The sequence below is a fragment of the Micromonospora sp. NPDC047670 genome, assembly GCF_043204915.1.
In the GTDB taxonomy this organism is placed as follows: domain Bacteria; phylum Actinomycetota; class Actinomycetes; order Mycobacteriales; family Micromonosporaceae; genus Micromonospora.
Map to the genome: position 1 here is coordinate 144,124 of NZ_JBIDDA010000008.1, position 22,040 is coordinate 166,163.

Sequence of the window (22,040 nt, forward strand, 5' to 3'; positions counted from 1 at the left end):
GCCAGAGGCGAGAGGACACCACCGTGAGCCGCTCCACCGTCCCGACCACCGCGCCGACCCCGGCGGCCGTGCCTCGGGCCGTGCTGGCCGCCCGCACCGGCGTGGCCGTGGTGTTCGCGCTCAACGGCCTGGCGGTGGCCACCTGGTTCTCCCGGGTGCCCGCCGTGCGGGACGCGCTCGGGCTCAGCGCGGGGCGGCTCGGGCTGCTCCTGCTCGCCATGTCCGCCGGTTCGCTGCTCGCGATGCCCACCGCCGGCCTGGTGGCCCAGCGGCTCGGGGCGGTCCGCACGGTGGCCCTCGGCTGCGCGTTCGTCGCGGCCGGGCTCACCGTGGCCGGGGTGGCCGCCCCGGCGGGTTCCCTGGTCGGCGTCGCGGTGGGGCTGTGCGCGTTCGGCTACGGCTCCGGCATCTGCGACGTGGCGATGAACGTCGAGGGTGCGGCGGTCGAGCGGCGGCTGGGGCGCACGATCATGCCGCGCTTCCACGCCGCGTGGAGCCTCGGTTCCGTGGCCGGCGCCGGGTTGGGCGCCGCCGCCGCCCGCCTCGGCCTGCCGGTCGCCGCCCACCTCGCCGCGCTGGCGGCGGTGGTGCTCTGCGGCACGCTGCTGGCCGTCCGGTCGTTCCTGCCGGCGGCCGGGAGCGGCACCGCCGCCGCGTCGGCGGCCCCGGCCGAGCGCCGCCGCGACCTGCTCGCCGCCTGGCGGGAGCCGCGCACCCTGCTCATCGGCGTGCTGGTGCTGGTGTCGGCGTTCGCCGAGGGCAGCGCCAACGACTGGCTCGCCGTGGCCTTCATCGACGGCCACCACCTCAGCGAGGCGGCCGGGGCCGCCGTCTTCGGCGTCTTCGTCGTCGGCATGACGCTCGGCCGGACGGTGGGCACCGTCGCGCTGGACCGGTGGGGGCGGGTGCCCGTCCTGTCCGCCACGATCCTGCTCGCCACCGTGGGGGCGGGCGTGGCGGTGCTCGCCGGCTCCGGGCCGGTGGCGGTCGTCGGCGTCGCGCTCTGGGGGATCGGCGCGTCCCTGGGCTTCCCGGTCGGGATGAGCGCGGCGGCCGACGACGAGCGGCGGGCGCCGGCCCGGGTCAGTGTGGTCGCCGTGATCGGCTACACCGCCTTCCTCGCCGGCCCGCCGCTGCTCGGCCTGCTCGGCGACCGGGTCGGCACGCTGCACGCCCTGCTCGTGGTGCCGGTGCTGCTGCTGCCCACCCTCGCCCTGGTGCCGGCCACCCGCCCGCCGTCGCGCTGACGCCACGGGCACACAGGGCGCCCGCCCGCCGGCGCGCTGGCGCCACGCCCGCCGCCCACCCGCCCGCCGACGCCACGGGGCGCAGGGCACTCACACCCGGCTCGCAGCCGCCTCCCAGGCAGCGGTGCTGCACTGGGGGAGGACGCCGAGAAGAGGGGAGCGGGGGATGGGCTGGTTCAGTCGACGGTCGCGCGGCACCGAAGCGGCGCCCACGAAGCTCGACCGGGAGGCGACCCGCGAGGACCTGGCCGCGCTGGAGGCGTTCGTCACCAGCCGCCGGGGCGTCGAGTTCTACCTGGAACCGGAGACCACGGCGACCGACACCACCGTGGTGGCGATCGCCCACGACGGCGAGTGGATCCGCCGCCGCACCGGCTCGCCGCGCGCCGCCGGGTCGATCGCCCGCAAGCACGCGGTGCCGTTGTACGAGGCCGCCCGCACCGGCTACCCGGAGCGGATGCGGGCCTGGAACCGGGCCCACCCGGAGCGCCGCGCCCGCTGACACGGTCTCGGGCCCACCCGGAGCGCCGCAACCGACGACCCGGTCTCGGCACCGGTGCGCCCGGTCACGCCCCGGCGGCCACCGCCTCGCGGGCCTCGGCCAGGGCCATCGGCGGAGCGTGGCTGGAGACGTACCAGTCGACGTCGTCGGTCAGCAGACGGCGCACCAGGGCCAGGTCGGGCCGGTCGTCGGGGGTGCGCAGGTGCGCCGGCGGCGGGTAGTAGCAGTCGCCGAGCAGCAGCACGCCCGAGTCCGGCACCGCCACCACGGTCGAGTCCGGCGCGTGGGCGCCCCCGACGTGCGTCGCGGTGACGCCCACCGGGAGTTCCAGCGCGTCCGTGAACGTCCGGGTCGGCGGCAGCACCGCGAAGTCGTCCCACGAGTCGACCGCCAGCGCGCGGGCCCGGAAGCTGGGGCCGAGCCGTGGGTTCGCCCGCACCTGCTCGCGCAGGTACCGGTGGCTCCACGGCCGGGCGGCCTCCTCGCGCAGCAGCCGCTCGCCGGCGACGTGGCCGACGATCTCCACATCGGGCCAGGCGCAGGCGCCCCAGACGTGGTCCCAGTGGTGGTGGGTGTAGACCAGCCAGCGCGGCAGCGGCAGCCCGGCGGCGCGCAGGGCGGCCTGGATCTCCCGGGCGTGCGCGGGGCTCTGCCCGGCGTCGACCAGCACGCTGCCCCGCTCGTCGGCGACCAGCGCGACGCCGGCCTGCACGCTGGCCGGATCCGGGTCGCCGGGGCAGATCCAGACGCGCCCGGCCAGGTGCTGGAAAGCCATGTCGACGATGACGCGTCCCCTTCCCGTCGACGGTGGACATCCGCCCACCGTCGTCGTTGATCATAGGCCCGGCCCTCCGGCCCTCCGGATCGCGCCCTACGCTGGAGTTCCGAGACTTCCGTTCCTCGCCCGGCAAGGGGTTTGCGCGCGGTTGACCCGATCGGCCACGCTCTTGCCCGTGCCCTCCGCCTCGACCACCCGCCGCGTGCTCGCCGTGTCGGTCATCGCGTCGCTCACCCTCACCGGCTGTCAGGCCCCCGACGACGCCGACCCCGCGCTCGGGCAAGCCGACCGGGCGCTCGACCTGGCTGACGACCTGGCCTCCCTCCTGAACCGGACGATGGAGCTGACGTACTCCGCCGACTACCTGCTCGCCAGCGGCCAGACCGCCACCATCGCCCAGACGCAGGACCCGGCCCGCTCCACCTACAGCTGGCCCGGCGGCAGGCTCATCGTCACCTGGCGGGCCACGACCCACTGCGAGACCGCCGCCGGCCGGGCCACCTGCACCCTGAAGGCCCCGCCCGTGCCCGACGTGTTGAACACGAACACGCCGATGACGGTCCTGCACGCCGAGACGAAGCGACGGGGGCTCGTCGCGCCGCTGTTCGTCATGCAGATGCTGACCGATGCCGCGCTGGACCCGGACGCGGTCGTCACCCGACGCAGCACCACCCTCGCGGGCCACCGCGCCACCTGTTTCGACGTGCGGCGGTCCGCCGACGACTTCACCGCCTGCATGACCGCGGAGGGGGCGCTGGGTAGCTTCAGCGGCCAGGTCGACGGCAAGCCCGTCGAGCTGACCCTGACCCGCTACCACGAGACGGTCGACGACAGCGCGTTCGACCTGCCGGCTGGCGCAGCCGTGGTGGACGGCCGGACCGCCACGTGACCGATCGACCGGGTTCCCGTCGACGGTGGACATCCGCCCACCGCCGCCGTCAGGCGCGGCCGAGTCGCACGAGCCGCGCCACGAGCACGGCGGCGCACCCGAGCGTCGCGGTGACCAGCAGCACCATGAACGTCGGATAGATGTACGCCACCTGGACCCAGGCGACGTCGCGGCCCCGGTAGAGCCAGCCGACCACCCGGTGGACCGAGGCGAGCAGCAGCGGCGGCGCGAGCAGCGGGAGCAGCCGCACCAGCGTCCAGGGGCGCACCGTCCGGCCGGCGGCCCAGCGGCGCGACCGGCGCACGCCCCGACCGGCGAGTACGGCGGCGGCGACCGCCAGCACCAGCAGCGCCGCGTCGACGGCCACGAGCGGCGTGCCGGCCGAGGGCGCAGGCGCTCCCTCGACCATCGCGACGAGTCGCTCGGCGAGGGCCGACGCGTGGCCGTACGCCAGCCCGGTGTTCGCCATGACCGCGATGCCGTGGCCGGACGTGGGCAGCAGCGCCTGGTACGCCGTCGAGGTGAACAGGTCGCCGCCGTGCGCGACCATCGGCGCCCCCGACGCGGTCCTCTCGACGAACCAGCCGAGGGCGTAGGAGCCGGAGACCGCGGACGGGCGGTGCAGCGTGGCGAGGCCCGCGGGGGAGACGATCGCCGTGCCGTCCGGGCCGCGACCCTGGTTGCCCTGGGCGATCAGCCACGCGGCCATGTCGTGCGCCGAGCTGAGCACGCCGCCCGAACCGTTGCCGAAGGCCGGCGGTTCGGGCACGGCGACGGCCGCGCCGAGGATCATCAGGTGCCCGCGTGCGCTCGGCGGCAGCTCGCGGGCGACGTCCAGGGTGCGGCTGTCGGCCATGCCGAGCGGCGCGAAGACCCGCGTCCGCAGGTACTCGTCGAACGGCAGCCCGCTGACCACCTCCACCAGGCGCGCGGCCACCTGGAAGTTCGGGTTGTGGTACTCCCATCTCGTGCCGGGGTCGGCGGCCAGCCGCGCCGTGCGCATCCCCGCCACGGCCTCCCGCAGCGAACCCGGCTGCCGCCTGCTGAACGCGGGAAACGTCGTGTCGGACATGCCGGAGGTCTGGTCCAGCAGCTGCCGCACGGTGATCGTCGCCGCGCGGGGGTCGGCCATCGTGAACTCGGGCAGGTGCCGGTGGACCGGGCCGTCGAGCCGGATCCGCCCCGCCTCCACCAGCTGCAGCACGGCGAGGGCGGTGAACGACTTGCTCACCGACGCCACGGCCATCGGGGTGTGCGCGGTGACCGGGTCGCCGGCCGGGGTGTGGCCGTACCCGGCGGCGTGCACCACGGCCGTCCCCCGGGTGACGGCGACCGCGACGCCGGGCAGGCCGGTCTCCTCGCGGTACTCGCGGACGAGGGCGTCGACGGCGCCGGCGTCGATCCCCGCCGGAGGGTCGACCGGCGGCGCCGGGGTCGGCGCGGCGGCGAGCGCCACCGCACCCGCCAGGACGAGAAGTCGCGTGATCATGAACGGAGTCTCGGCCGCCGGGGCGTCCCCGCACGTCGGACCGCGGTCGGGCGCGGGCGTCGGACCGTGGTCCGATGCCCCGGGCCGCACCCGTGGATACGGTGTGCTGGTGGTCACCTGGGAACGGCTCGGGCCGCGGCGGCTGACGGCGCTCGACGCGCTGCCGGGGGTCGCCCTCGTGCTCCTGACGGCGGTCCGGACGCCCGCGCCGCTCGCCGTGGGCCTGGCCCTGCTGTTCGGGCCGCCGCTGGCCGTGCGCCGCCGCCGGCCGGTGCCGGTGCTCGTCGTCGTGGCGATCGCCGGGTCGGTGGCGGCCGCCGTCGGCACCGCCGGTGAGGCCGTGGTGTTCGCGATCGCGTACGCGCTCTGGCCGGTCGCCCTGTCCGCCCCCACCCGGCGGGCCGTGTCGGCGCTCGCCGGGGTCGCCGCGGCCGTCACGGCCGCGGCGGTGGTGGGCGCGACGGTCCCCGGACTGCCGGTCGTCCCGACCCCGGCGGGACAGGAGTCGTTCGCCGCCACCCCGGTGCCGGTCCTGCTCTACGCCGCGACCGTCCTCGCCGGCTCGTGGGCGCTGGCCCGCGCGGTACGCGCCCGGCGGCGGCACGCCGCCCAGGTCGCCGAGCTGCGCGCCGGCCGGGCGGTGGCCGAGGAACGGCTGCGCATCGCCCGCGACATCCACGACGTGGTCGGGCACAGCCTCAGCCTCATCGCGATGAAGGCGGCGGTCGCGAACCACCTCGCGGAGAGCCATCCCGGACAGGGCCGGGCGGCGCTGGCGGCGATCGAGCGGGTCAGCCGGACGGCCCTCGACGACGTCCGGGTCGTGCTCGGCGCCCTGCGCGACCCGGCCGACACCGCACCGAGCTTCACCGAACTCGACCGGCTGGTCGGGGACGTCCGTGCCGCCGGCGTCACCGTCGACGTCGACCGGGCGGCCGACCTGTCGCGGGTGCCGGCGGCCGTGCGGGCCTCGGCGTACCGCATCGCGCAGGAGGCGCTCACCAACGTGCTGCGCCACGCCGGCCCGGCGCGCTGCCGGCTCACCGTCGCGACCGAGCCCGGGGCGCTGAGCGTCGCCGTCGTCGACGACGGACGGGCGGGGCGCGGGTTGGGACCCGGCCACGGCCTGCGGGGGATGCGCGAACGGGCGGCGATGCACGGCGGCACCCTGGAGGCCGGCCGCGCGCCTGGCGGCGGGTTCGCCGTCCGCGCCCGGCTGCCGTTCACCCCGGCGGTGCCGGACGATGGGTGAGCCGGTGCGCGTGCTCCTGGCCGACGACGAGGCGCTGCTGCGCGGCACCCTCCGCCTGCTGGTCGACGCCACCCCCGGCATGACGGTGGTGGCCGAGGCGGGCACCGGGCGCGAGGCCGTCGAGCTCGCGAGGACACACTCGCCCGACGTGGTCCTGATGGACGTCAGGATGCCCGAAATGGACGGCATCACCGCCACCGGGCAGGTCACCGCTGGCCGGGACGCGCCCCGGGTGCTCGTCCTCACCACGTTCGACCTCGACGAGTACGTGTACCGGGCGCTGCGGGCCGGGGCGAGCGGCTTCCTGCTCAAGGACACCCCGCCCGTACGGCTGCTCGACGCGATCAGGGTGGTCGCCGCGGGCGAGGCGTTGCTGGCCCCGAGCGTCACCCGCCGGCTCATCGCCGAGTTCGTCCGCACGCCGGCGGCGCGCCGGGCGCCGGGGAGGCTCGACGGGGTGACCCCGCGGGAACGGGACGTGTTGACGTTGATCACCCGAGGGCTCTCCAACGCCGAGATCGAGCAGCACCTGCACCTCAGCCGGGGCACCGTCAAGACGCACATCGGCCGCCTGATGACGAAGCTGGCCGCCCGTGACCGGGCGCAACTGGTGATCGCGGGCTACGAATCGGGGCTCGCCGACCGGTGAGAAGTGGCATCGGCAGCCGTGAACGCCGCGACCCGTGCCGGCGGCGGGTGCCGGATCCCCGTACGCCGGAGCACCCCTGGTGGGAAGGCGGAACGACCCCGGTACGCCCGGCGCGGGCGGGGGCGGAAGGGCGCGGCGCGGGCGGGCCGTTCCCCGTTGCGCGTCGTCGGTTCCCGGCCCGACGGGAATTGCCGACCGATCGACCGACGACACTGCCTGAACGGGCGCGGTCGAACGGTTGATCGCCGTCCGTCGATCGAGTGGGGGCCTCCCGCCCGGGTGGGGTGACGTTGACCGGCTGCCCGGGGGTGTGGCAGCATTCGCGGCCTGACGGCAGTGAAGGAAGCCGGTGCGATTCCGGCGCGGTCCCGCCACTGTCACCGGGGAGCGATCCCCCCTCGTGAGTCACGGCCGTGCGTGCGCGGTTGGAAGACCGGGGGTGAGCGTCGATCCGGGAGCCAGGATACTTCGGCCGTCGGGAGTGACCCCAGGGCGTGGACACCCGAGGAGGACCCGATGACGCACCCCGTCTCCGCCGTCGACGACCATCGTCGCATCGTGCCCCGGCGCGACAGCGCGCCGCCGAGCAGCCGCAGCTCCGCAGCCCCGTCCGGCCGTCGCGCCACGCGCCCGGCCCGGCGTGGTGTGCCCACCCCCGGCCGCCGCGCCGCCCGTCCCTGACGCCCGTACCGCGCCGCCCGATCCCGCCGGCCCGCCGGTGAGCCGCGTCCCGGCCCGCCGGAACCGCTGAACCGCGCCCACCCCTCGCCTCGCCCCGGTCGTCCCCGCGCCGGCCCGGGCGTCACTCTCCGGAGCTGTCCGTGCGCATCCTGCTGTTGTCCACCGCCGACACCGACCTGCTCGCCGCCCGCGCCAGCGGCGCCGACTACCGGCTCGCCAACCCCGCCCGGGTCGCCGCCGACGACGTGCCGGCGCTGCTCGACGGCGCCGACCTCGCGGTCGTACGCCTGCTCGGCGGCCGGCAGGCGTGGCCGGACGGGCTCGCCACGGTCCTCGCCTCCGGCGTGCCGACGGTCGTGCTCAGCGGCGAGTCCCTGCCGGACGCGCAGCTGATGGCGGCCTCCACCGTCCCCGCCGGCGTGGCCACCCAGGCGCTGGCCTACCTGGTCGAGGGCGGGCCGGAGAACCTCGCCCAGCTCGCCCGCTTCCTCTCCGACACGGTGCTGCTCACCGGCGAGGGGTTCGCCCCGCCCGCGCCCACCCCGACGTACGGCGTCCACGGCGACCGCCCGGCGCATCCCGAGCGGCCGACGGTCGGGATCGTCTTCTACCGGGCGCACGCCCTCGCCGGGAACACCGGGTTCGTCGACGCCCTCGCCGACGCGGTCGACGCGGCCGGCGGCAACCCGCTGCCCATCTTCTGCGGCTCGCTGCGCGGCCTCACCGCCGGCGCGGGGCCGCTCGGGCTCTTCGCCCGCTGCGACGCCCTGCTGGTCACGGTGCTCGCCGCCGGCGGCACGGTCGCCGCGGACGCCTCGGGCGGGGGCGACGAGGACGCCTGGGACGTGGGCGCCCTCGCCGCCCTCGACGTGCCGGTGATCCAGGCGCTCTGCCTCACCAGCACCCGTGAGCAGTGGGCCGCCAGCGACGCCGGGCTGTCCCCGCTGGACGCCGCGATGCAGGTGGCCATCCCCGAGTTCGACGGCCGGATCGTCACCGTTCCGTTCTCGTTCAAGCGGATCGACGCCGACGGGCTCTCCAGCTACGTCGCCGACCCGGAACGGGCCGCCCGGGTCGCCGGCATCGCCGTGCGGCACGCCCGGCTGCGGCACGTGCCCAACGCCGACAAGCGCCTCGCCGTCGTGCTCAGCTCCTACCCGACCAAGCACTCCCGGGTCGGCAACGCCGTCGGACTGGACACCCCGGCCTCGGCGGTCCGGCTGCTCGCCGCGCTGGCCGAGGCCGGCTACCACCTCGGCGACGCCCCGGTGCCCGACGACGGCGACGCGCTCATCCACGCGCTCATCGCCGCCGGCGGACACGACGTCGAGTGGCTCACCCCCGAACAGCTCGCCGCCGCCGAGGCGCGGGTGCCCGGGGAGGTCTACCGGCGCTGGTTCGACCAGGTGCCGGCGGAGCTGCGGGAGCGGATGCTCGCCCACTGGGGGGAGCCGCCCGGCGGGCTCTACACCGACGACGGGGACATCGTGCTCGCCGGGCTGCGCTTCGGCAACGTGGTGCTGCTGATCCAGCCGCCGCGCGGCTTCGGGGAGAACCCGATCGCCATCTACCACGACCCGGACCTGCCGCCGAGCCACCACTACCTGGCCGCGTACCGCTGGCTGGCCGCGCCGGCCGCCGACGGCGGCTTCGGCGCGGACGCGGTGGTGCACCTGGGCAAGCACGGCACCCTGGAGTGGCTGCCCGGCAAGGGCCTCGGGCTGGCCGCCGACTGCGCCCCCGACGCCGTCCTCGGCGACCTGCCGCTGGTCTACCCGTTCATCGTCAACGACCCCGGCGAGGGCACCCAGGCCAAGCGCCGGGCGCACGCCGTCGTCGTCGACCACCTGGTGCCGCCGATGGCCCGCGCCGAGACGTACGGCGACCTGGCGAAGCTGGAGCAGCTCCTCGACGAGTACGCCACCGTGCAGGCGCTCGACCCGGCCAAGGTGCCCACCGTGCAGGCCCAGATCTGGCAGCTCGTCCGCGCCGCCGAGCTGCACCACGACCTGCACACCGAGGACATGCCCGCCGCCGACGACTTCGACGACTTCGTGCTGCACCTCGACGGCTACCTCTGCGAGGTCAAGGACGTGCAGATCCGCGACGGCCTGCACATCCTGGCCGCCGCGCCCACCGGCGAGCCCCGGGTCAACCTCGTCCTCGCCGTGCTGCGGGCCCCGCAGGTCTGGGGCGGCGCCCGCGCCCTGCCCGGCCTGCGCCAGGCCCTCGCCGCCGCGTACGGGCTGGACGAGCAGGCGCTGCTCGCCGAGCCGGGACAGCGACTGGCCCTGCCCGGGGCGCTGACCGAGGCCGTCGACGGGCCGGCCGGCACCGCCGCCGACGCCGTCGACCTGATCGAGGCCCTCGCGCGCCGGCTGGTCGTCGGCATGGAGACCCTCGGCTGGGACGCCGACAAGGTCGACGCGGTGGTCGAGGAGGTCACCGGCCGGGCCGTCCCGGACGCCGCCGCCGTGCTCCGCTTCGCCGCCACCGAGCTGGTGCCCCGGCTGGACCGCACGACCGACGAGATCGACCGGGTGGTGGGCGCCCTCGACGGGCGGTTCGTGCCGCCGGGCCCGTCCGGCTCGCCCACCCGGGGCCTGGTCAACGTGCTCCCCACCGGCCGGAACTTCTACTCCGTGGACCCGAAGGCCATCCCCAGCCGCAACGCCTGGGACGTCGGGGTCGCGCTCGCCGACTCGCTGCTCGCCCGGCACCTCGCCGACACCGGCGAGTACCCGCGCTCCGTCGGCCTCACCGTCTGGGGCACCAGCGCCATGCGCACCCAGGGCGACGACATCGCCGAGGTCCTGGCGCTGCTCGGCTGCCGCCCGACGTGGGACGACCGCTCCCGCCGGGTCACCGGGGTCGAGGTGGTGCCGACGGCCGAGCTGGGCCGTCCCCGCGTCGACGTGACGGTGCGCATCTCCGGCTTCTTCCGGGACGCCTTCCCGCACGTGGTCGCGCTCATCGACGACGCGGTGCGGCTGGTGGCCGCCCTGGACGAGCCCGCCGAGGAGAACTTCGTGCGCGCGCACGTCGCCGCCGACCTCGCCGAGCACGGCGACGAGCGACGGGCCACCGCCCGCGTCTTCGGCTCGAAGCCGGGCGCGTACGGGGCCGGGCTCCTGCCGCTGATCGACGCCCGCAACTGGCGCAGCGACGCCGACCTCGCCGAGGTGTACGCCGTGTGGGGCGGCTACGCCTACGGCCGGGGGCTGGACGGGCGGGAGGCGCGCGCCGACATGGAACGCTCCTTCGCCCGGATCGCGGTGGCGGTGAAGAACCAGGACACCCGCGAGCACGACATCGTCGACTCCGACGACTACTTCCAGTACCACGGCGGGATGGTGGCGATGGTCCGCCACCTCACCGGCGCGTCCCCGGCCGCGTACGTGGGGGACTCGGCGATGCCGCACGACGTGCGCACCCGCACCCTCGGCGAGGAGACCCGCCGGGTGTTCCGGGCCCGGGTGGTCAACCCGAAGTGGATCGCCGCGATGCGCCGGCACGGCTACAAGGGCGCGTTCGAGCTGGCGGCCACCGTGGACTACCTGTTCGGCTACGACGCCACCGCCGGCGTCGTCGACGACTGGATGTACGAGCACCTGGCCGCCGCGTACGTCTTCGACGAGACCACCCGGGAGTTCCTGGAGCAGTCGAACCCGTGGGCGCTGCGCGGCATCACCGAGCGGCTGCTCGAGGCGGCCGACCGGGGCCTGTGGGCCGCCCCCGACCCGACCACCCTGGACCGGCTGCGGGAGGCGTACCTGGCCAGCGAGGGCGACCTGGAGGACCGGCAGTGAGCGCGAGGAGTGAGCCGGTTCTGCGAGCCCCGCAGTCGCGAACGGAGGCGAGGCAGTGAGCACCTACCCGTTCAGCGCCGTGCTGGGCATGGACGACATGCGGCTCGCCCTGCTGCTCAACGCGGTCTCCCCGGCGATCGGCGGGGTGCTCGTCCGCGGCGAGAAGGGCACCGCCAAGTCGACGGCCGTACGGGCCCTGGCCGCGCTGCTGCCGCCCGTGGACCGGGTGGCCGGGTGCCGCTTCGCCTGCGACCCCGCCGCCCCCGACCCGTCCTGCCCGGACGGCCCGCACCCCGACGCGCCGGCCGCCGAGCGACGTCCCGCCCGGCTGGTGGAACTGCCGGTCGGCGCCGCCGAGGACCGGGTGGTCGGCTCGCTCGACCTGGAGAAGGCGCTCGGCGCGGGCGTCCGTGCCTTCGAGCCCGGCCTGCTCGCCGCCGCCCACCGCGGCGTGCTCTACGTCGACGAGGTCAACCTGCTCCACGACCACCTGGTCGACCTGCTCCTCGACGCGGCCGCGATGGGCCGCTGCCACGTGGAGCGCGAGGGCGTCTCGGTCAGCCACGCGTCGCGGTTCCTGCTGGTCGGCACGATGAACCCGGAGGAGGGGGAGCTGCGCCCGCAGCTGCTGGACCGGTTCGGGCTCACCGTGGAGGTGGGCGCCAGCCGCGACCCGGCCGTACGCGTCGAGGTGGTCCGCCGCCGGCTCGCCGCCGACGCCGACCCGGCCGGCTTCGCCGCCCGCTGGGCCGACGCCGACGCGCAGGTCGCCCGCCGGGTCGCCGCCGCCCGCCAGCGGCTGGAGCGGGTGCTGCTGCCCGACGCCGCGCTGCGCCAGATCGCCGAGGTGTGCGCCGCGTTCGACGTGGACGGGATGCGCGCCGACATCGTCACCGCCCGCACCGCGCTGGCGCACGCCGCCTGGCACGGCCGGGACGTGGTCACGGTGGAGGACGTCCGGGTCGCCGCCCGGCTGGCGCTGCCGCACCGGCGCCGCCGGGACCCGTTCGACACGCCGGGGCTGGACGAGAAGCGCCTCGACGAGGCCCTGGACCGGGCCCGCGACGACGACCCCGACGACGACCCGGGCGGTCCCGGCGGTCCCGGCGACGACCCGCGCGACCCCGGTCCGCAGGGCGGCCCCGGTGGCGCCGGTAACGCCCCCGACGACGGCGGATCCCGGGACGACGGCGGCCCCGGACCGGACGCGGCGGGCGACGCGGACGGGCCGGGTTCCCGGCGCGACGGCGACGCCGGCCGGGACCGGGCTGAGGGCAACGGGCCCCACGGCGCCCGGCCCGACCGGTCGGACAGCACGTGGCCCGACCGGTCCGGCGGCGACCAGGCAACCGGCCGGGCCGACGACGCGGCGGCCGACGCCGGCGTCGACGGCGGGACCGGCCGGACCGCACCGGCGCCCGGCCGGCCCGGCGCGGGCGGGCAGCCGGTGGCCGTACCCCGGCAGGGGCTGAGGGCGCGGCTGCTCACCGCGCCGGGGATCGGTGACGGGGTGCCCGGCCGGCGCTCCCGCGCCCGCACCGGGCGGGGCCGCACCACCGGGGCGCGGGTGCCGGCCGGCCGGGCCGGGGCGCTGCACCTGCCGGCGACCCTGCGGGCCGCCGCCCCGCACCAGGGCGCCCGGGGGCGCGTCGCCGGGCCGCTGCGGCTGCGCCCCGACGACGTCCGCGAGGCCGTCCGCGAGGGACGCGAGGGCAACCTGGTGCTCTTCGTGGTCGACGCCAGCGGCTCGATGGGCGCCCGCGCGCGGATGGCCGCCGTCAAGGGCGCCGTGCTCGCCCTGCTCACCGACGCCTACCAGCGCCGGGACAAGGTCGCGGTGGTCGCCTTCCGGGGAGCCGCCGCGCAGACCCTGCTGCCGGCCACCTCATCGGTGCTGGCGGCCTCCACGAGGCTGGCCGAGCTGCCCACCGGCGGGCGTACGCCGCTGGCCGAGGGGCTGCTCGCCGCCGCCGAACTGCTGCGCGTGGAGCGGCTGCGCGACCCCCGCCGCCGTCCCCTGGTGCTGGTCGTCACCGACGGCCGGGCCACCGCCGGGGAGCGCCCGCTCGACCGGGCGGCCCGCGCGGCGGCCGTGCTCGCCGCCACCGGCGCCCCCTGCGTCGTCGTGGACTGCGAGAGCGGCCCCGTCCGCCTCGGCCTGGCCCGCCGCCTCGCCGCCCAGCTCGGCGCCGACCACCACCGCCTCGACGAGGTGGCCACCGCCCCCCTCACCGGTCTCGCCGCCGGCCGCCCCACCCCCGCGGCCAGACCCCGTCCCACCCCGCACGCCCGGTCCGCCGCAGATCTTGGCGAGGGACGGCCCCCAGGGGGGCCCTCTCCTACCAAGATCGCCGCTGCCCCCGCCACCGCCGCCGCGACCGCCACCGCCGGTGGCGGGCAGAACAGGAGTGTTGCCTGATGCCGCAGGGGAAGCCTTCCCACGTGCCCGCCGACGGGTTGACCACGCGGCAGCGGCGCAACCGTCCGCTGCTGGTGGTCCACACCGGACAGATGAAGGGGAAGTCGACCGCCGCGTTCGGGCTGGCGCTGCGCGCCTGGACCGCCGGCCTGCCGATCGGGGTGTTCCAGTTCGTCAAGAGCGCCAAGTGGCGGGTGGGCGAGGAGAACGCCTTCCGCGCCCTCGGCGAGGTGCACGAGCGCACCGGGCAGGGCGCCCCGGTGGCCTGGCACAAGATGGGCGAGGGCTGGTCCTGGATCCAGCGCGGCGGCGAGGCCGACCACGCCGCCGACGCCCTCGAGGGCTGGCGGCAGATCCAGCGCGACCTGGCCGCCGAGCGTTACGGCCTGTACGTGCTCGACGAGTTCACCTACCCGATGAAGTGGGGCTGGGTGGACGTCGACGAGGTGGTCGACACCCTGGCGAACCGCCCCGGCTTCCAGCACGTCGTCATCACCGGCCGGGACGCCGACCCGCGCCTGGTCGACGCCGCCGACCTGGTCGCCGAGCTGACCAAGGTCAAGCACCCGATGGACGCCGGCCAGAAGGGCCAGAAGGGCATCGAATGGTGACCGGCCCGACCCGGCGTACCGACCAGCGTCGCCCAGACGGGCCCACCGGGCCGGGTGGACACCCGCCCGCCGGTCCGGCCGGTGGCGCGCCGCCGGCCGACCCGGCCGCGCCGTGGGCGCTGCCCCGGGTGGTGGTCGCCGCGCCCGCCAGCGGGCACGGCAAGACCACCGTCGCCACCGGACTGCTCGCCGCGCTGCGCCGCCGCGGCCTGACCGTCAGCCCGCACAAGGTCGGCCCCGACTACATCGACCCCGGCTACCACGCGCTCGCCGCCGGCCGACCCGGCCGCAACCTCGACCCGTGGCTGGTCGGCGAGGAGCGGATCGCGCCGCTGCTGCGGCACGGCGCCGCCACCCCGACGCCCGCCGACATCGCCGTGGTCGAGGGGGTGATGGGGCTGCACGACGGCGCGGTCGGCCGCCGCGGGTACGCCTCCACCGCGCACGTCGCCCGCCTCGTCGACGCGCCGGTGCTGCTGGTGCTCGACACCACCGCGCAGGGCCGCTCCGCCGCCGCGCTCGCCCTGGGCATGGCCGCGTTCGACCCCGGCGTGCGGATCGGCGGGGTGATCCTCAACCGGGTCGGCTCGCCCCGGCACGAGGCGCTGCTGCGCGACGCCCTCGCCGAGGTGGACGTGCCGGTGCTCGGGGCGGTGAGCCGCGCCGCCGAGGTCGCCGCCCCGGCGCGCCACCTCGGGCTGGTGCCGGTCGCCGAGCGGGCGCCGGAGTCGCTGGCCATCGTGGCCGCCCTCGCCGACCTCGTGGCGGCCACCGTGGACCTCGACGCGGTGCTCGACCTGGCCCGCACCGCCGGGCCGCTGCGCGCGCCCGCCTGGGACCCGGCCGCCGCCGTCGGCGGCCCCGCCGGCGCCGAGGGCCCGGTGGTCGCGGTCGCCGGCGGCCCGGCCTTCACCTTCTCCTACGCCGAGACCGCCGAGCTGCTCGCCGCCGCCGGCGCCACCGTCGTCCCCTTCGACCCGCTGCGCGACCCCGGCCTGCCCGCCGGCACCCGCGCGGTGGTCGTCGGCGGCGGCTTCCCCGAGGCGTACGCGCCGCAGCTCGCCGACAACGCCACGCTCCGCGCGGAGCTGGCCGACTTCGACGGTCCGGTCGTCGCCGAGTGCGCCGGCCTGCTCTACCTCGGCCGGTCGCTCGACGGCGTGCCCATGTGCGGCCGGCTCGACCTCACCGCCCGGATGACCGACCGGCTCACCCTCGGCTACCGGGACGCCGTCGCCGTCACCGAATCCCCGCTGCACCGCCCCGGCGACCCGGTACGCGGCCACGAGTTCCACCGCACCGCCACCGACCCCGGCCACGGCGACCGGCCGGCGTGGCGCTGGGACGGCGCCGACCACGGCTTCGTCGCCGGCCGGGTGCACGCCTCCTACCTGCACACCCACTGGGCCGGCCACCCGCACGCCGCCCGGCGCCTGGTCGAGGCGGCGAGCCGGTGACCGCGCGCGAGGGCGCCGCCACGCTGACCGGGGTCGGGGTCGGTCCGGGCGACCCGGAACTGCTCACCCTCCGGGCGGTCCGGGTGCTGGCCGAGGCCGACGTGGTGTTCGTACCCGTGCTGGACCGGCTCGCCGCGGACGGCGACGCGCCCCCGGGCCGGGCCGAGGCCACCGTGGCCGCGCACGTCGCGCCGGGGCGGCTGCGCCGGCTGCCGTTCGCCCTCGACGACCGGGGCGGGGTGACCACCCGCCGGGAACGCGCCTGGGACGACGCCGCCCGAGCGGTGGTCGACGCGGTCGACGGGGGCGCCCGCGCGGTCGTCTTTGCCACCATCGGCGACCCGAACGTCTACTCCACCTTCGGCTACCTCGCGCAGAGCGTGCGCGCCCTGCGCCCGGCGGTCGAGGTGCGCACGGTCCCCGGGATCACCGCGATGCAGGATCTCGCGGCGCGCAGCGGCGTGCCGCTCTGCGAGGGCCGGGAGCCGCTGACCCTGCTGCCGGCCACCGCCGGGCTGGCGCTCTTCGCCGACGCGCTCGCCGGCCCCGGCACCGTCGTGACCTACAAGGGCTGGCGGCGGCACACCGAACTGGTCGCCGAGCTGCGCCGGCAGGGCCGCCTCGGCGACGCCGTGCTGGGCCGGGGCCTCGGGCTGCCCGGCGAGCGGATCGGCCCGGTCGCCGACGCCGCCGACGACCTGCCGTACCTGTCGACGCTGCTGGTCCCGGCCCGCCGGGACCGTAGGGGAGGAAAACTGTGACCACCGCGCCGATCGCGGACCGCGCCGACGGCGGCGGGCCGACCAGCACGGGCAAGGTGTGGTTCGTCGGGGCCGGCCCCGGCGCGGCCGACCTGCTGACCCTGCGCGCCGCCCGGGTGATCGGCGCCGCCGACGTGGTGGTCTGGGCGGCCAGCCTGGTGCACGCCGACGTGCTCGCCCACGCCCGCGGTGACGCGGAGATCGTCGACTCGTCGCGGCTGCCCATCGAGGGCGTGCTGCCGCTCTACCAGCGGGCCGCCGCCGACGGGCTGACCGTGGCGCGGATCCACTCCGGCGACCCGGCGCTGTGGGGCGCGGTGCAGGAGCAGCTCGACCTGTGCCGGGCGCTCGGGCTGGCCGTGGAGATCGTCCCCGGCGTCTCCTCGTTCACCGCCGTCGCGGCGATCGTCGGCCGGGAGCTGACCATCCCCGAGGTCGCCCAGTCGGTGATCCTGACCCGGCTGGAGGGCGGGAAGACGCCGATGCCGCCCGGCGAGCGGGTCCGCGAGTTCGCCCGGCACGGCACCACGATGGCGTTGTTCCTCTCCGCCGCCCGCTCCGGGCAGGCGCAGGCCGAGCTGCTGGCCGGCGGGTACCCGCCCGACACGCCGGTCGTGGTGGCGTACCAGGCGACCTGGCCGGACGAGCTGGTGGTGCGGTGCGCCCTCGGCGACCTGGAGGCCACGGTCAAGGAGCACAAGCTCTGGAAGCACACCCTCTTCCTGGTCGGCCCGGCGCTCGCCGCCGCCGGCACCCGCTCGCACCTCTACCACCCCGGACACTTCCACACGTTCCGGCGCGCCGAGCCGGCCGCCCGTGCCGACCTGCGCCGCGCCCGGGCCGCCAGCGCGACACCGGGGGACGGGCACGCCGGATGACGTACGCCGAGCCGCCGCTGCGCGAGCCGGACCTGCCGCGTACCGCGAAGGTCCGGCCCACCGCGCTGCGCACCGGCTGGACCACCGGCGCCTGCGCGACGGCGGCGGCCAAGGCGGCGGTGACCGCCCTGGTCACGGGTGTGCCGCAGCGGGAGGTGGAGATCGGGCTGCCGGCCGGCCGGCGGGTCACCTTCCCGGTGGCCCGCTGCGAGGTCGACGCCGGCACCTCGGCGGAGGCCGTCGTCGTCAAGGATGCCGGCGACGACCCGGACGTCACGCACGGCGCCGAGCTGACCGTCACCGTCGGCTGGCGGGACGAGCCGGGGCTGCGGCTCGACGGCGGGCCGGGCGTCGGCACGGTCACCAAGCCGGGCCTAGGGCTGCCCGTCGGCGGACCGGCGATCAACGAGACGCCACGCCGGATGATCGGCCAGGCTGTCGCCGAGGTGGTCGACCTGGCCGAGGTGGGCGTCCGGGTGGTGGTGAGCGTGCCGCGCGGCGAGATCATGGCCCGCAAGACCACCAACCGGCGGCTCGGCATCGTCGGCGGCATCTCCATCCTCGGCACCACCGGCATCGTCCGCCCGTTCTCCACCGCCTCCTGGCGGGCCAGCGTGGTGCAGGCGGTGCACGTGATGGCCGCGCAGGGGGAGCGGACCGTGGTGCTGTGCACCGGCGGGCGCACCGAGCGGGCCGCCCGCGCGCTCCTGCCGGAGCTGCCCGAGGTGTGCTTCGTCGAGGTCGGCGACTTCACCGGCGCGGCGGTCACCGCCGCCGTCGGCGACGAGATGACCAGCGTGGTCTTCGTCGGGATGGCCGGCAAGCTGGCCAAGCTCGCCGCCGGCATCCTGATGACCCACTACACCCGGTCCAAGGTGGACCTGTCCCTGCTCGGGGAGGTCACCGCCGAGGCGGGCGGCGGGCCCGACCTGGTGGCGGCGGTGACCGCGGCGAACACCGGGCGGCACGCGTACGAGCTGTGGGAGGCCGCCGGGCTGCTCGGCACCGCAGGCGACCTGCTCTGCCGCCGGGTGCGGCAGGTGCTGCTCCGGTTCGCCGGCGGCGCGGTCACCGTCGACGTCGCGATGGTCGACTTCGCCGGGGACCGGGTGGTCGCGTCCTCGGGCCGGTGGGCGGCGTGACCGGCGACCAGCCGGCCGGGGGCACCGGGCCGGCGGTGACCGGGGACCTGTCCGCCGTGGACGCCGGGCCGGCGGTGACCGTGGTCGGGATCGACGCCGCCGGCGGGCCGCCGCACCCCGCCGCCGCGCCCGTGCTCGCCGGGGCCCGGCTGGTGGTCGGCGCGGCCCGGCACCTGGCCGCCGTACGTCTGCCGGCCGACGCCGAGACCGTCGCCCTCGGGCCGCTCGCGCCGGCGCTGGACCGGCTGGCCGCCGCCGTCGCCGCCGGCGCGGACGCCGTGGTGCTGGCCAGCGGGGATCCCGGGCTGTTCGGCGTCGTCCGGCGGCTGCGGGCGGCCGGGCTGCCGCTGCGGGTGCTGCCGGCGGTCTCCAGCGTCGCCGCCGCGTTCGCCCGCGCCGGGCTGCCCTGGGACGGCGCGGCCGTGGTCACCGCGCACGGCCGGGACCCCCGACCGGCGCTGAACGCCTGCCGGGCGCTGCCCGCCGTCGCCGTGCTCACCGCCCCCGGGGCCGGGGCCGCCGAGCTGGGCGCCGGCCTGGTCGGCTGGACCCGCCGGCTGGTGGTCGCCGAGCACCTCGGCACCGACGCCGAACGGCTCACCGAGACCACCCCCGAGGCGGCCGCCGCCCGCGACTGGGCCGACCCGCACGTGCTGCTCAGCCTCGCCGGCGAGCCCGGCGCGGCCGGGATGCGGGCGGACAACCAGCCGGCCGCCGCCCCGGCCGGCGGCTGGGCGCTGCCCGAGGCCGCCTACGCGTACCGCGACTCCATGATCACCAAGTCGGAGGTACGCGCCCTCGCCGTCGCCCGGCTGCGCCCCCGCCTCGGCCGGCTGGTCTGGGACGTCGGCGCGGGAAGCGGCTCGGTCGGCATCGAGTGCGCCCTGCTCGGCGCGGCCGTGGTCGCCGTCGACCGCGACCCGGCGGCGCCGGTGCGCGCCAACGCCACCCGGCACGGCGTCGACGTCCGGATGGTCGTCGGGGCCGCCCCCGCCGCGCTGACCGGGCTGCCCGATCCGGACGCCGTCTTCGTGGGGGGCGGCGGCGCCGACGTGCTCGCCGCCGTGGCGCAGCGCCGGCCGGAGCGGGTCGTGGCCACCCTCGCCGCCGTCGACCGGGTCGCCCCGGCGGTCCGGCTGCTGCGCGCCGCCGGCTACGCCGTGGAGGGCGTCCAACTCTCCGCCGCCCGCCTCGCCGACCTGCCCGGCGGGTCCATCCGACTCGCGGCCACCAACCCGGTGGTCGTCCTCACCGGGGAGCGCTCGTGAACCACCCGCCCACCGCCACGGACCAGCCGGCCCTCCGGGCCGGCTCCGGCGCCGCCGGACACCCCGGCTCGGCGACGACGACGCCCTCACCACGGCCCGCCCCGGCGACGACGCCCCCGGGCGAGGCCGGGCCGACGCCGCCCGGCGGGGACGCGGCCACCGTCGGGCTCGTCGCCGCCACCGCCGCCGGGCGGCGGCACGCCCGCATCCTCGCCGACGCCTGGCCGCACGCCCGCCTCGTCACGGCGGACACCGTCGCGGACGCGCTGCGCGCGGCCTGGGCCGGCTGCGACGCGGTGGTGGCCTTCCTGGCCACCGGGGCGGTGGTGCGTATCCTCGCGCCGCTGCTCGGCGACAAGCACACCGATCCGGCCGTGGTGGTGGTCGACGAGGCCGCCCGGCACGCGGTCGCGCTGCTCGGCGGGCACGCCGGGGGCGCGAACGACCTCGCCGCGCGGGTCGGTGCGCTGCTCGACGCGCGGCCGGTGGTCACCACCGCCACCGACGCGGCGGGCCTTCCCGGCCTGGACACCCTCGGCTGGCCCGTCGAGGGCGCGGTGGCCGCCGTCAGCCGCGCCATCCTCGACGGCGAGCCGGTCACGCTGGTCGCCGACGCCGCCTGGCCGCTGCCCGCCCTGCCCGACAACGTGCGCCCCGCCCCGGCGCCCGAGCCGACCGCGCCCGCCGCCCCGGTCGCCCCGCCCGGGGCCGGGGAACCGGCCGGCCCGACCTCGGCCGGACCACGTGTCGAGGCTGGCGCCGGAGCAGCCGGACCGCCGGCCGGCGGCGGGTACCGGCTGCTGGTCACCGACCGGCTCGTGCCGCTCGACGCCCGGACGGCCGTGCTGCGGCCCCCGTCGCTGGTCGCCGGGGTCGGGGCCAGCCGGGGCGTGCCCGCCGCCGAGGTGCGCGGCCTGCTGGACCGGGTGCTCGCCGAGGCGGGGCTCAGCCCGGCGAGCCTGCGGCACCTGGCCAGCGCCGACATCAAGGCCGACGAGGCGGGCATCCGGGCGACCGCCGACGCGCTCGGCGTACCCCTGGTGACGCATCCGGCGGCGCAGCTGGCGGCGGTCGACGTGCCGCACCCCAGCGAGGTGGTCCGCGCCGCCGTCGGCACCCCCAGCGTCGCCGAGGCGGCGGCGCTGCTCGGCGGCGACGCCGAGCTGCTGGTGCCGAAGACCGCGACCGCCATGGCCACCGTCGCCGTCGCCCGGCACGCCCCGCGCGGCCGGCTCGCGATCGTCGGCCTCGGCCCCGGCGCGCCCGACCTGCGCACCGCCCGCGCGGTGACCGAACTGCGCCGCGCCGCCGTGGTCGTCGGCCTCGACCAGTACGTCGACCAGGTCCGTGACCTGCTGCGCCCCGGCACCCGGGTGCTCGCCAGCGGGCTCGGCGCGGAGGAGGAACGGGCCCGCGCCGCCGTCGCCGAGGCCACCGCCGGCCACGCCGTCGCGCTGGTCGGCTCCGGCGACGCCGGCGTGTACGCGATGGCCAGCCCCGCCCTGGAGTACGCCGACGAGCGGATCGACGTGGTGGGGGTGCCCGGGGTGACCGCCGCGCTGGCCGCCGGCGCCCTGCTCGGCGCGCCGCTCGGCCACGACCACGCCTACCTGAGCCTGTCCGACCTGCACACCCCGTGGGAGGTCATCGCCCGCCGGGTGGCCGCCGCCGCCGAGGGCGACTTCGTGGCGCTGCTCTACAACCCGCGCAGCCGTGCCCGCGACTGGCAGCTCGGCGCGGCGCTGGGGGTCTTCGCCGCGCACCGGCCGGCGGACACCCCGGTCGGGGTGGTGCGCAACGCCAGCCGCCCCGACGAACGGGTGCACCTGGCCACCCTCGCCGATCTCGACCCCGCGCTGGTCGACATGTACAGCGTCGTGGTGGTGGGCAGCAGCCAGACCCGGATCGTCGCCGGCCGGATGGTCACCCCGCGGGGGTACCGGTGGCGGCGGTGACGATCGGCGCCTGCCAGGGCTGCGGCGCGTGCCTGCTCACCTGCCCGACACACGCCATCCGGCCGACGCCCGGCGGCCTCGCCGTCCGCGACGACCGCTGCACCGGCTGCCTCGAATGCCTGGAGATCTGCCCCGTGGACGCGATCCGCGCCACGGGCACCGACGAACGTGGAGGAAGCCGATGAGTTCGACCGCGGTCAACGCCGCACCTCCGGCCGGCCGGTGGAGCCGCGCCGAACGGGTACGCCTCGGC

Annotated in this window: 15 protein-coding genes, 2 pseudogenes and 1 riboswitch; of the genes and pseudogenes, 15 read left to right on the top strand and 2 right to left on the bottom strand. The window is 77.6% G+C overall.

What is annotated here, in order from left to right:
- Window positions 1–23: 23 nt before the first annotated feature.
- Both ACGF7U_RS20680 and ACGF7U_RS20685 read left to right on the top strand, forming a co-directional pair.
- The gene (locus ACGF7U_RS20680) at window positions 24–1,247 is read left to right on the top strand and encodes an MFS transporter (protein WP_393108893.1); all 1,224 of its coding nucleotides are present in this window, start codon (window positions 24–26) and stop codon (window positions 1,245–1,247) included.
- Window positions 1,248–1,413: 166 nt separating this feature from the next.
- Window positions 1,414–1,749: a hypothetical protein gene (locus ACGF7U_RS20685; protein ID WP_393108895.1), complete on the top strand. Its 336-nt coding sequence runs from the start codon at window positions 1,414–1,416 to the stop codon at window positions 1,747–1,749.
- 64 nt (window positions 1,750–1,813) lie between these two features.
- Here ACGF7U_RS20685 and ACGF7U_RS20690 read toward each other — a convergent pair whose 3' ends face one another.
- On the bottom strand, window positions 1,814–2,524 hold the full coding sequence (locus ACGF7U_RS20690) for an MBL fold metallo-hydrolase (protein WP_393108897.1): 711 nt from the start codon (window positions 2,522–2,524) through the stop codon (window positions 1,814–1,816).
- A 178-nt stretch (window positions 2,525–2,702) separates the two neighbouring features.
- On the opposite strand from ACGF7U_RS20690, the gene ACGF7U_RS20695 reads away from it, so the two are divergent.
- The gene (locus ACGF7U_RS20695; RefSeq protein ID WP_393108899.1) at window positions 2,703–3,416 is read left to right on the top strand and encodes a hypothetical protein; all 714 of its coding nucleotides are present in this window, start codon (window positions 2,703–2,705) and stop codon (window positions 3,414–3,416) included.
- Window positions 3,417–3,465: 49 nt separating this feature from the next.
- Here ACGF7U_RS20695 and ACGF7U_RS20700 read toward each other — a convergent pair whose 3' ends face one another.
- A complete protein-coding gene (locus ACGF7U_RS20700; protein ID WP_393108901.1) occupies window positions 3,466–4,905 on the bottom strand; it encodes a serine hydrolase domain-containing protein in 1,440 nt (479 codons plus the stop codon).
- Between the two features lie 109 nt (window positions 4,906–5,014).
- On the opposite strand from ACGF7U_RS20700, the gene ACGF7U_RS20705 reads away from it, so the two are divergent.
- From ACGF7U_RS20705 to ACGF7U_RS20760, 12 genes and pseudogenes are all read left to right on the top strand, one after another.
- A complete protein-coding gene (locus ACGF7U_RS20705) occupies window positions 5,015–6,157 on the top strand; it encodes a sensor histidine kinase (protein WP_393108903.1) in 1,143 nt (380 codons plus the stop codon).
- Entirely contained in the window at window positions 6,150–6,806 is a 657-nt protein-coding gene (locus tag ACGF7U_RS20710; RefSeq protein ID WP_393108905.1) for a response regulator, read from the top strand. The genes ACGF7U_RS20705 and ACGF7U_RS20710 overlap by 8 nt, the downstream gene beginning before the upstream one ends.
- Window positions 6,807–7,145: 339 nt before the next feature.
- Window positions 7,146–7,275: riboswitch (cobalamin riboswitch) on the top strand.
- A gap of 352 nt (window positions 7,276–7,627) precedes the next feature.
- Window positions 7,628–11,296, top strand: coding sequence for a cobaltochelatase subunit CobN (cobN, locus tag ACGF7U_RS20715; RefSeq protein ID WP_393108907.1), 3,669 nt, complete (start codon window positions 7,628–7,630; stop codon window positions 11,294–11,296).
- 88 nt (window positions 11,297–11,384) lie between these two features.
- Window positions 11,385–13,538, top strand: a pseudogene (locus tag ACGF7U_RS20720) (VWA domain-containing protein); the annotation flags it as partial.
- A gap of 176 nt (window positions 13,539–13,714) precedes the next feature.
- On the top strand, window positions 13,715–14,326 hold the full coding sequence (gene cobO / locus ACGF7U_RS20725) for a cob(I)yrinic acid a,c-diamide adenosyltransferase (RefSeq protein WP_091095266.1): 612 nt from the start codon (window positions 13,715–13,717) through the stop codon (window positions 14,324–14,326).
- Window positions 14,320–15,783: a cobyrinate a,c-diamide synthase gene (locus ACGF7U_RS20730; RefSeq protein ID WP_393108909.1), complete on the top strand. Its 1,464-nt coding sequence runs from the start codon at window positions 14,320–14,322 to the stop codon at window positions 15,781–15,783. Before cobO ends, ACGF7U_RS20730 begins: the two co-directional genes overlap by 7 nt.
- Window positions 15,780–16,544, top strand: a complete 765-nt coding sequence (gene cobI / locus ACGF7U_RS20735; RefSeq protein ID WP_393108911.1) for a precorrin-2 C(20)-methyltransferase — start codon at window positions 15,780–15,782, stop codon at window positions 16,542–16,544. The genes ACGF7U_RS20730 and cobI overlap by 4 nt, the downstream gene beginning before the upstream one ends.
- On the top strand, window positions 16,541–17,422 hold the full coding sequence (gene cobM / locus ACGF7U_RS20740) for a precorrin-4 C(11)-methyltransferase (RefSeq protein WP_393108913.1): 882 nt from the start codon (window positions 16,541–16,543) through the stop codon (window positions 17,420–17,422). The genes cobI and cobM overlap by 4 nt, the downstream gene beginning before the upstream one ends.
- On the top strand, window positions 17,419–18,564 hold the full coding sequence (locus ACGF7U_RS20745) for a cobalt-precorrin-5B (C(1))-methyltransferase (RefSeq protein ID WP_393108915.1): 1,146 nt from the start codon (window positions 17,419–17,421) through the stop codon (window positions 18,562–18,564). The genes cobM and ACGF7U_RS20745 overlap by 4 nt, the downstream gene beginning before the upstream one ends.
- A complete protein-coding gene (cbiE, locus tag ACGF7U_RS20750) occupies window positions 18,561–19,832 on the top strand; it encodes a precorrin-6y C5,15-methyltransferase (decarboxylating) subunit CbiE (RefSeq protein ID WP_393108917.1) in 1,272 nt (423 codons plus the stop codon). Before ACGF7U_RS20745 ends, cbiE begins: the two co-directional genes overlap by 4 nt.
- Before the next feature lie 206 nt (window positions 19,833–20,038).
- On the top strand, window positions 20,039–21,787 hold the full coding sequence (cobJ, locus tag ACGF7U_RS20755; RefSeq protein ID WP_393109214.1) for a precorrin-3B C(17)-methyltransferase: 1,749 nt from the start codon (window positions 20,039–20,041) through the stop codon (window positions 21,785–21,787).
- Window positions 21,775–21,998 (top strand): annotated as a pseudogene (locus ACGF7U_RS20760) (4Fe-4S binding protein); the annotation flags it as partial. The gene cobJ and the pseudogene ACGF7U_RS20760, both read left to right, overlap by 13 nt.
- Between the last annotated feature and the right edge of the window lie 42 nt (window positions 21,999–22,040).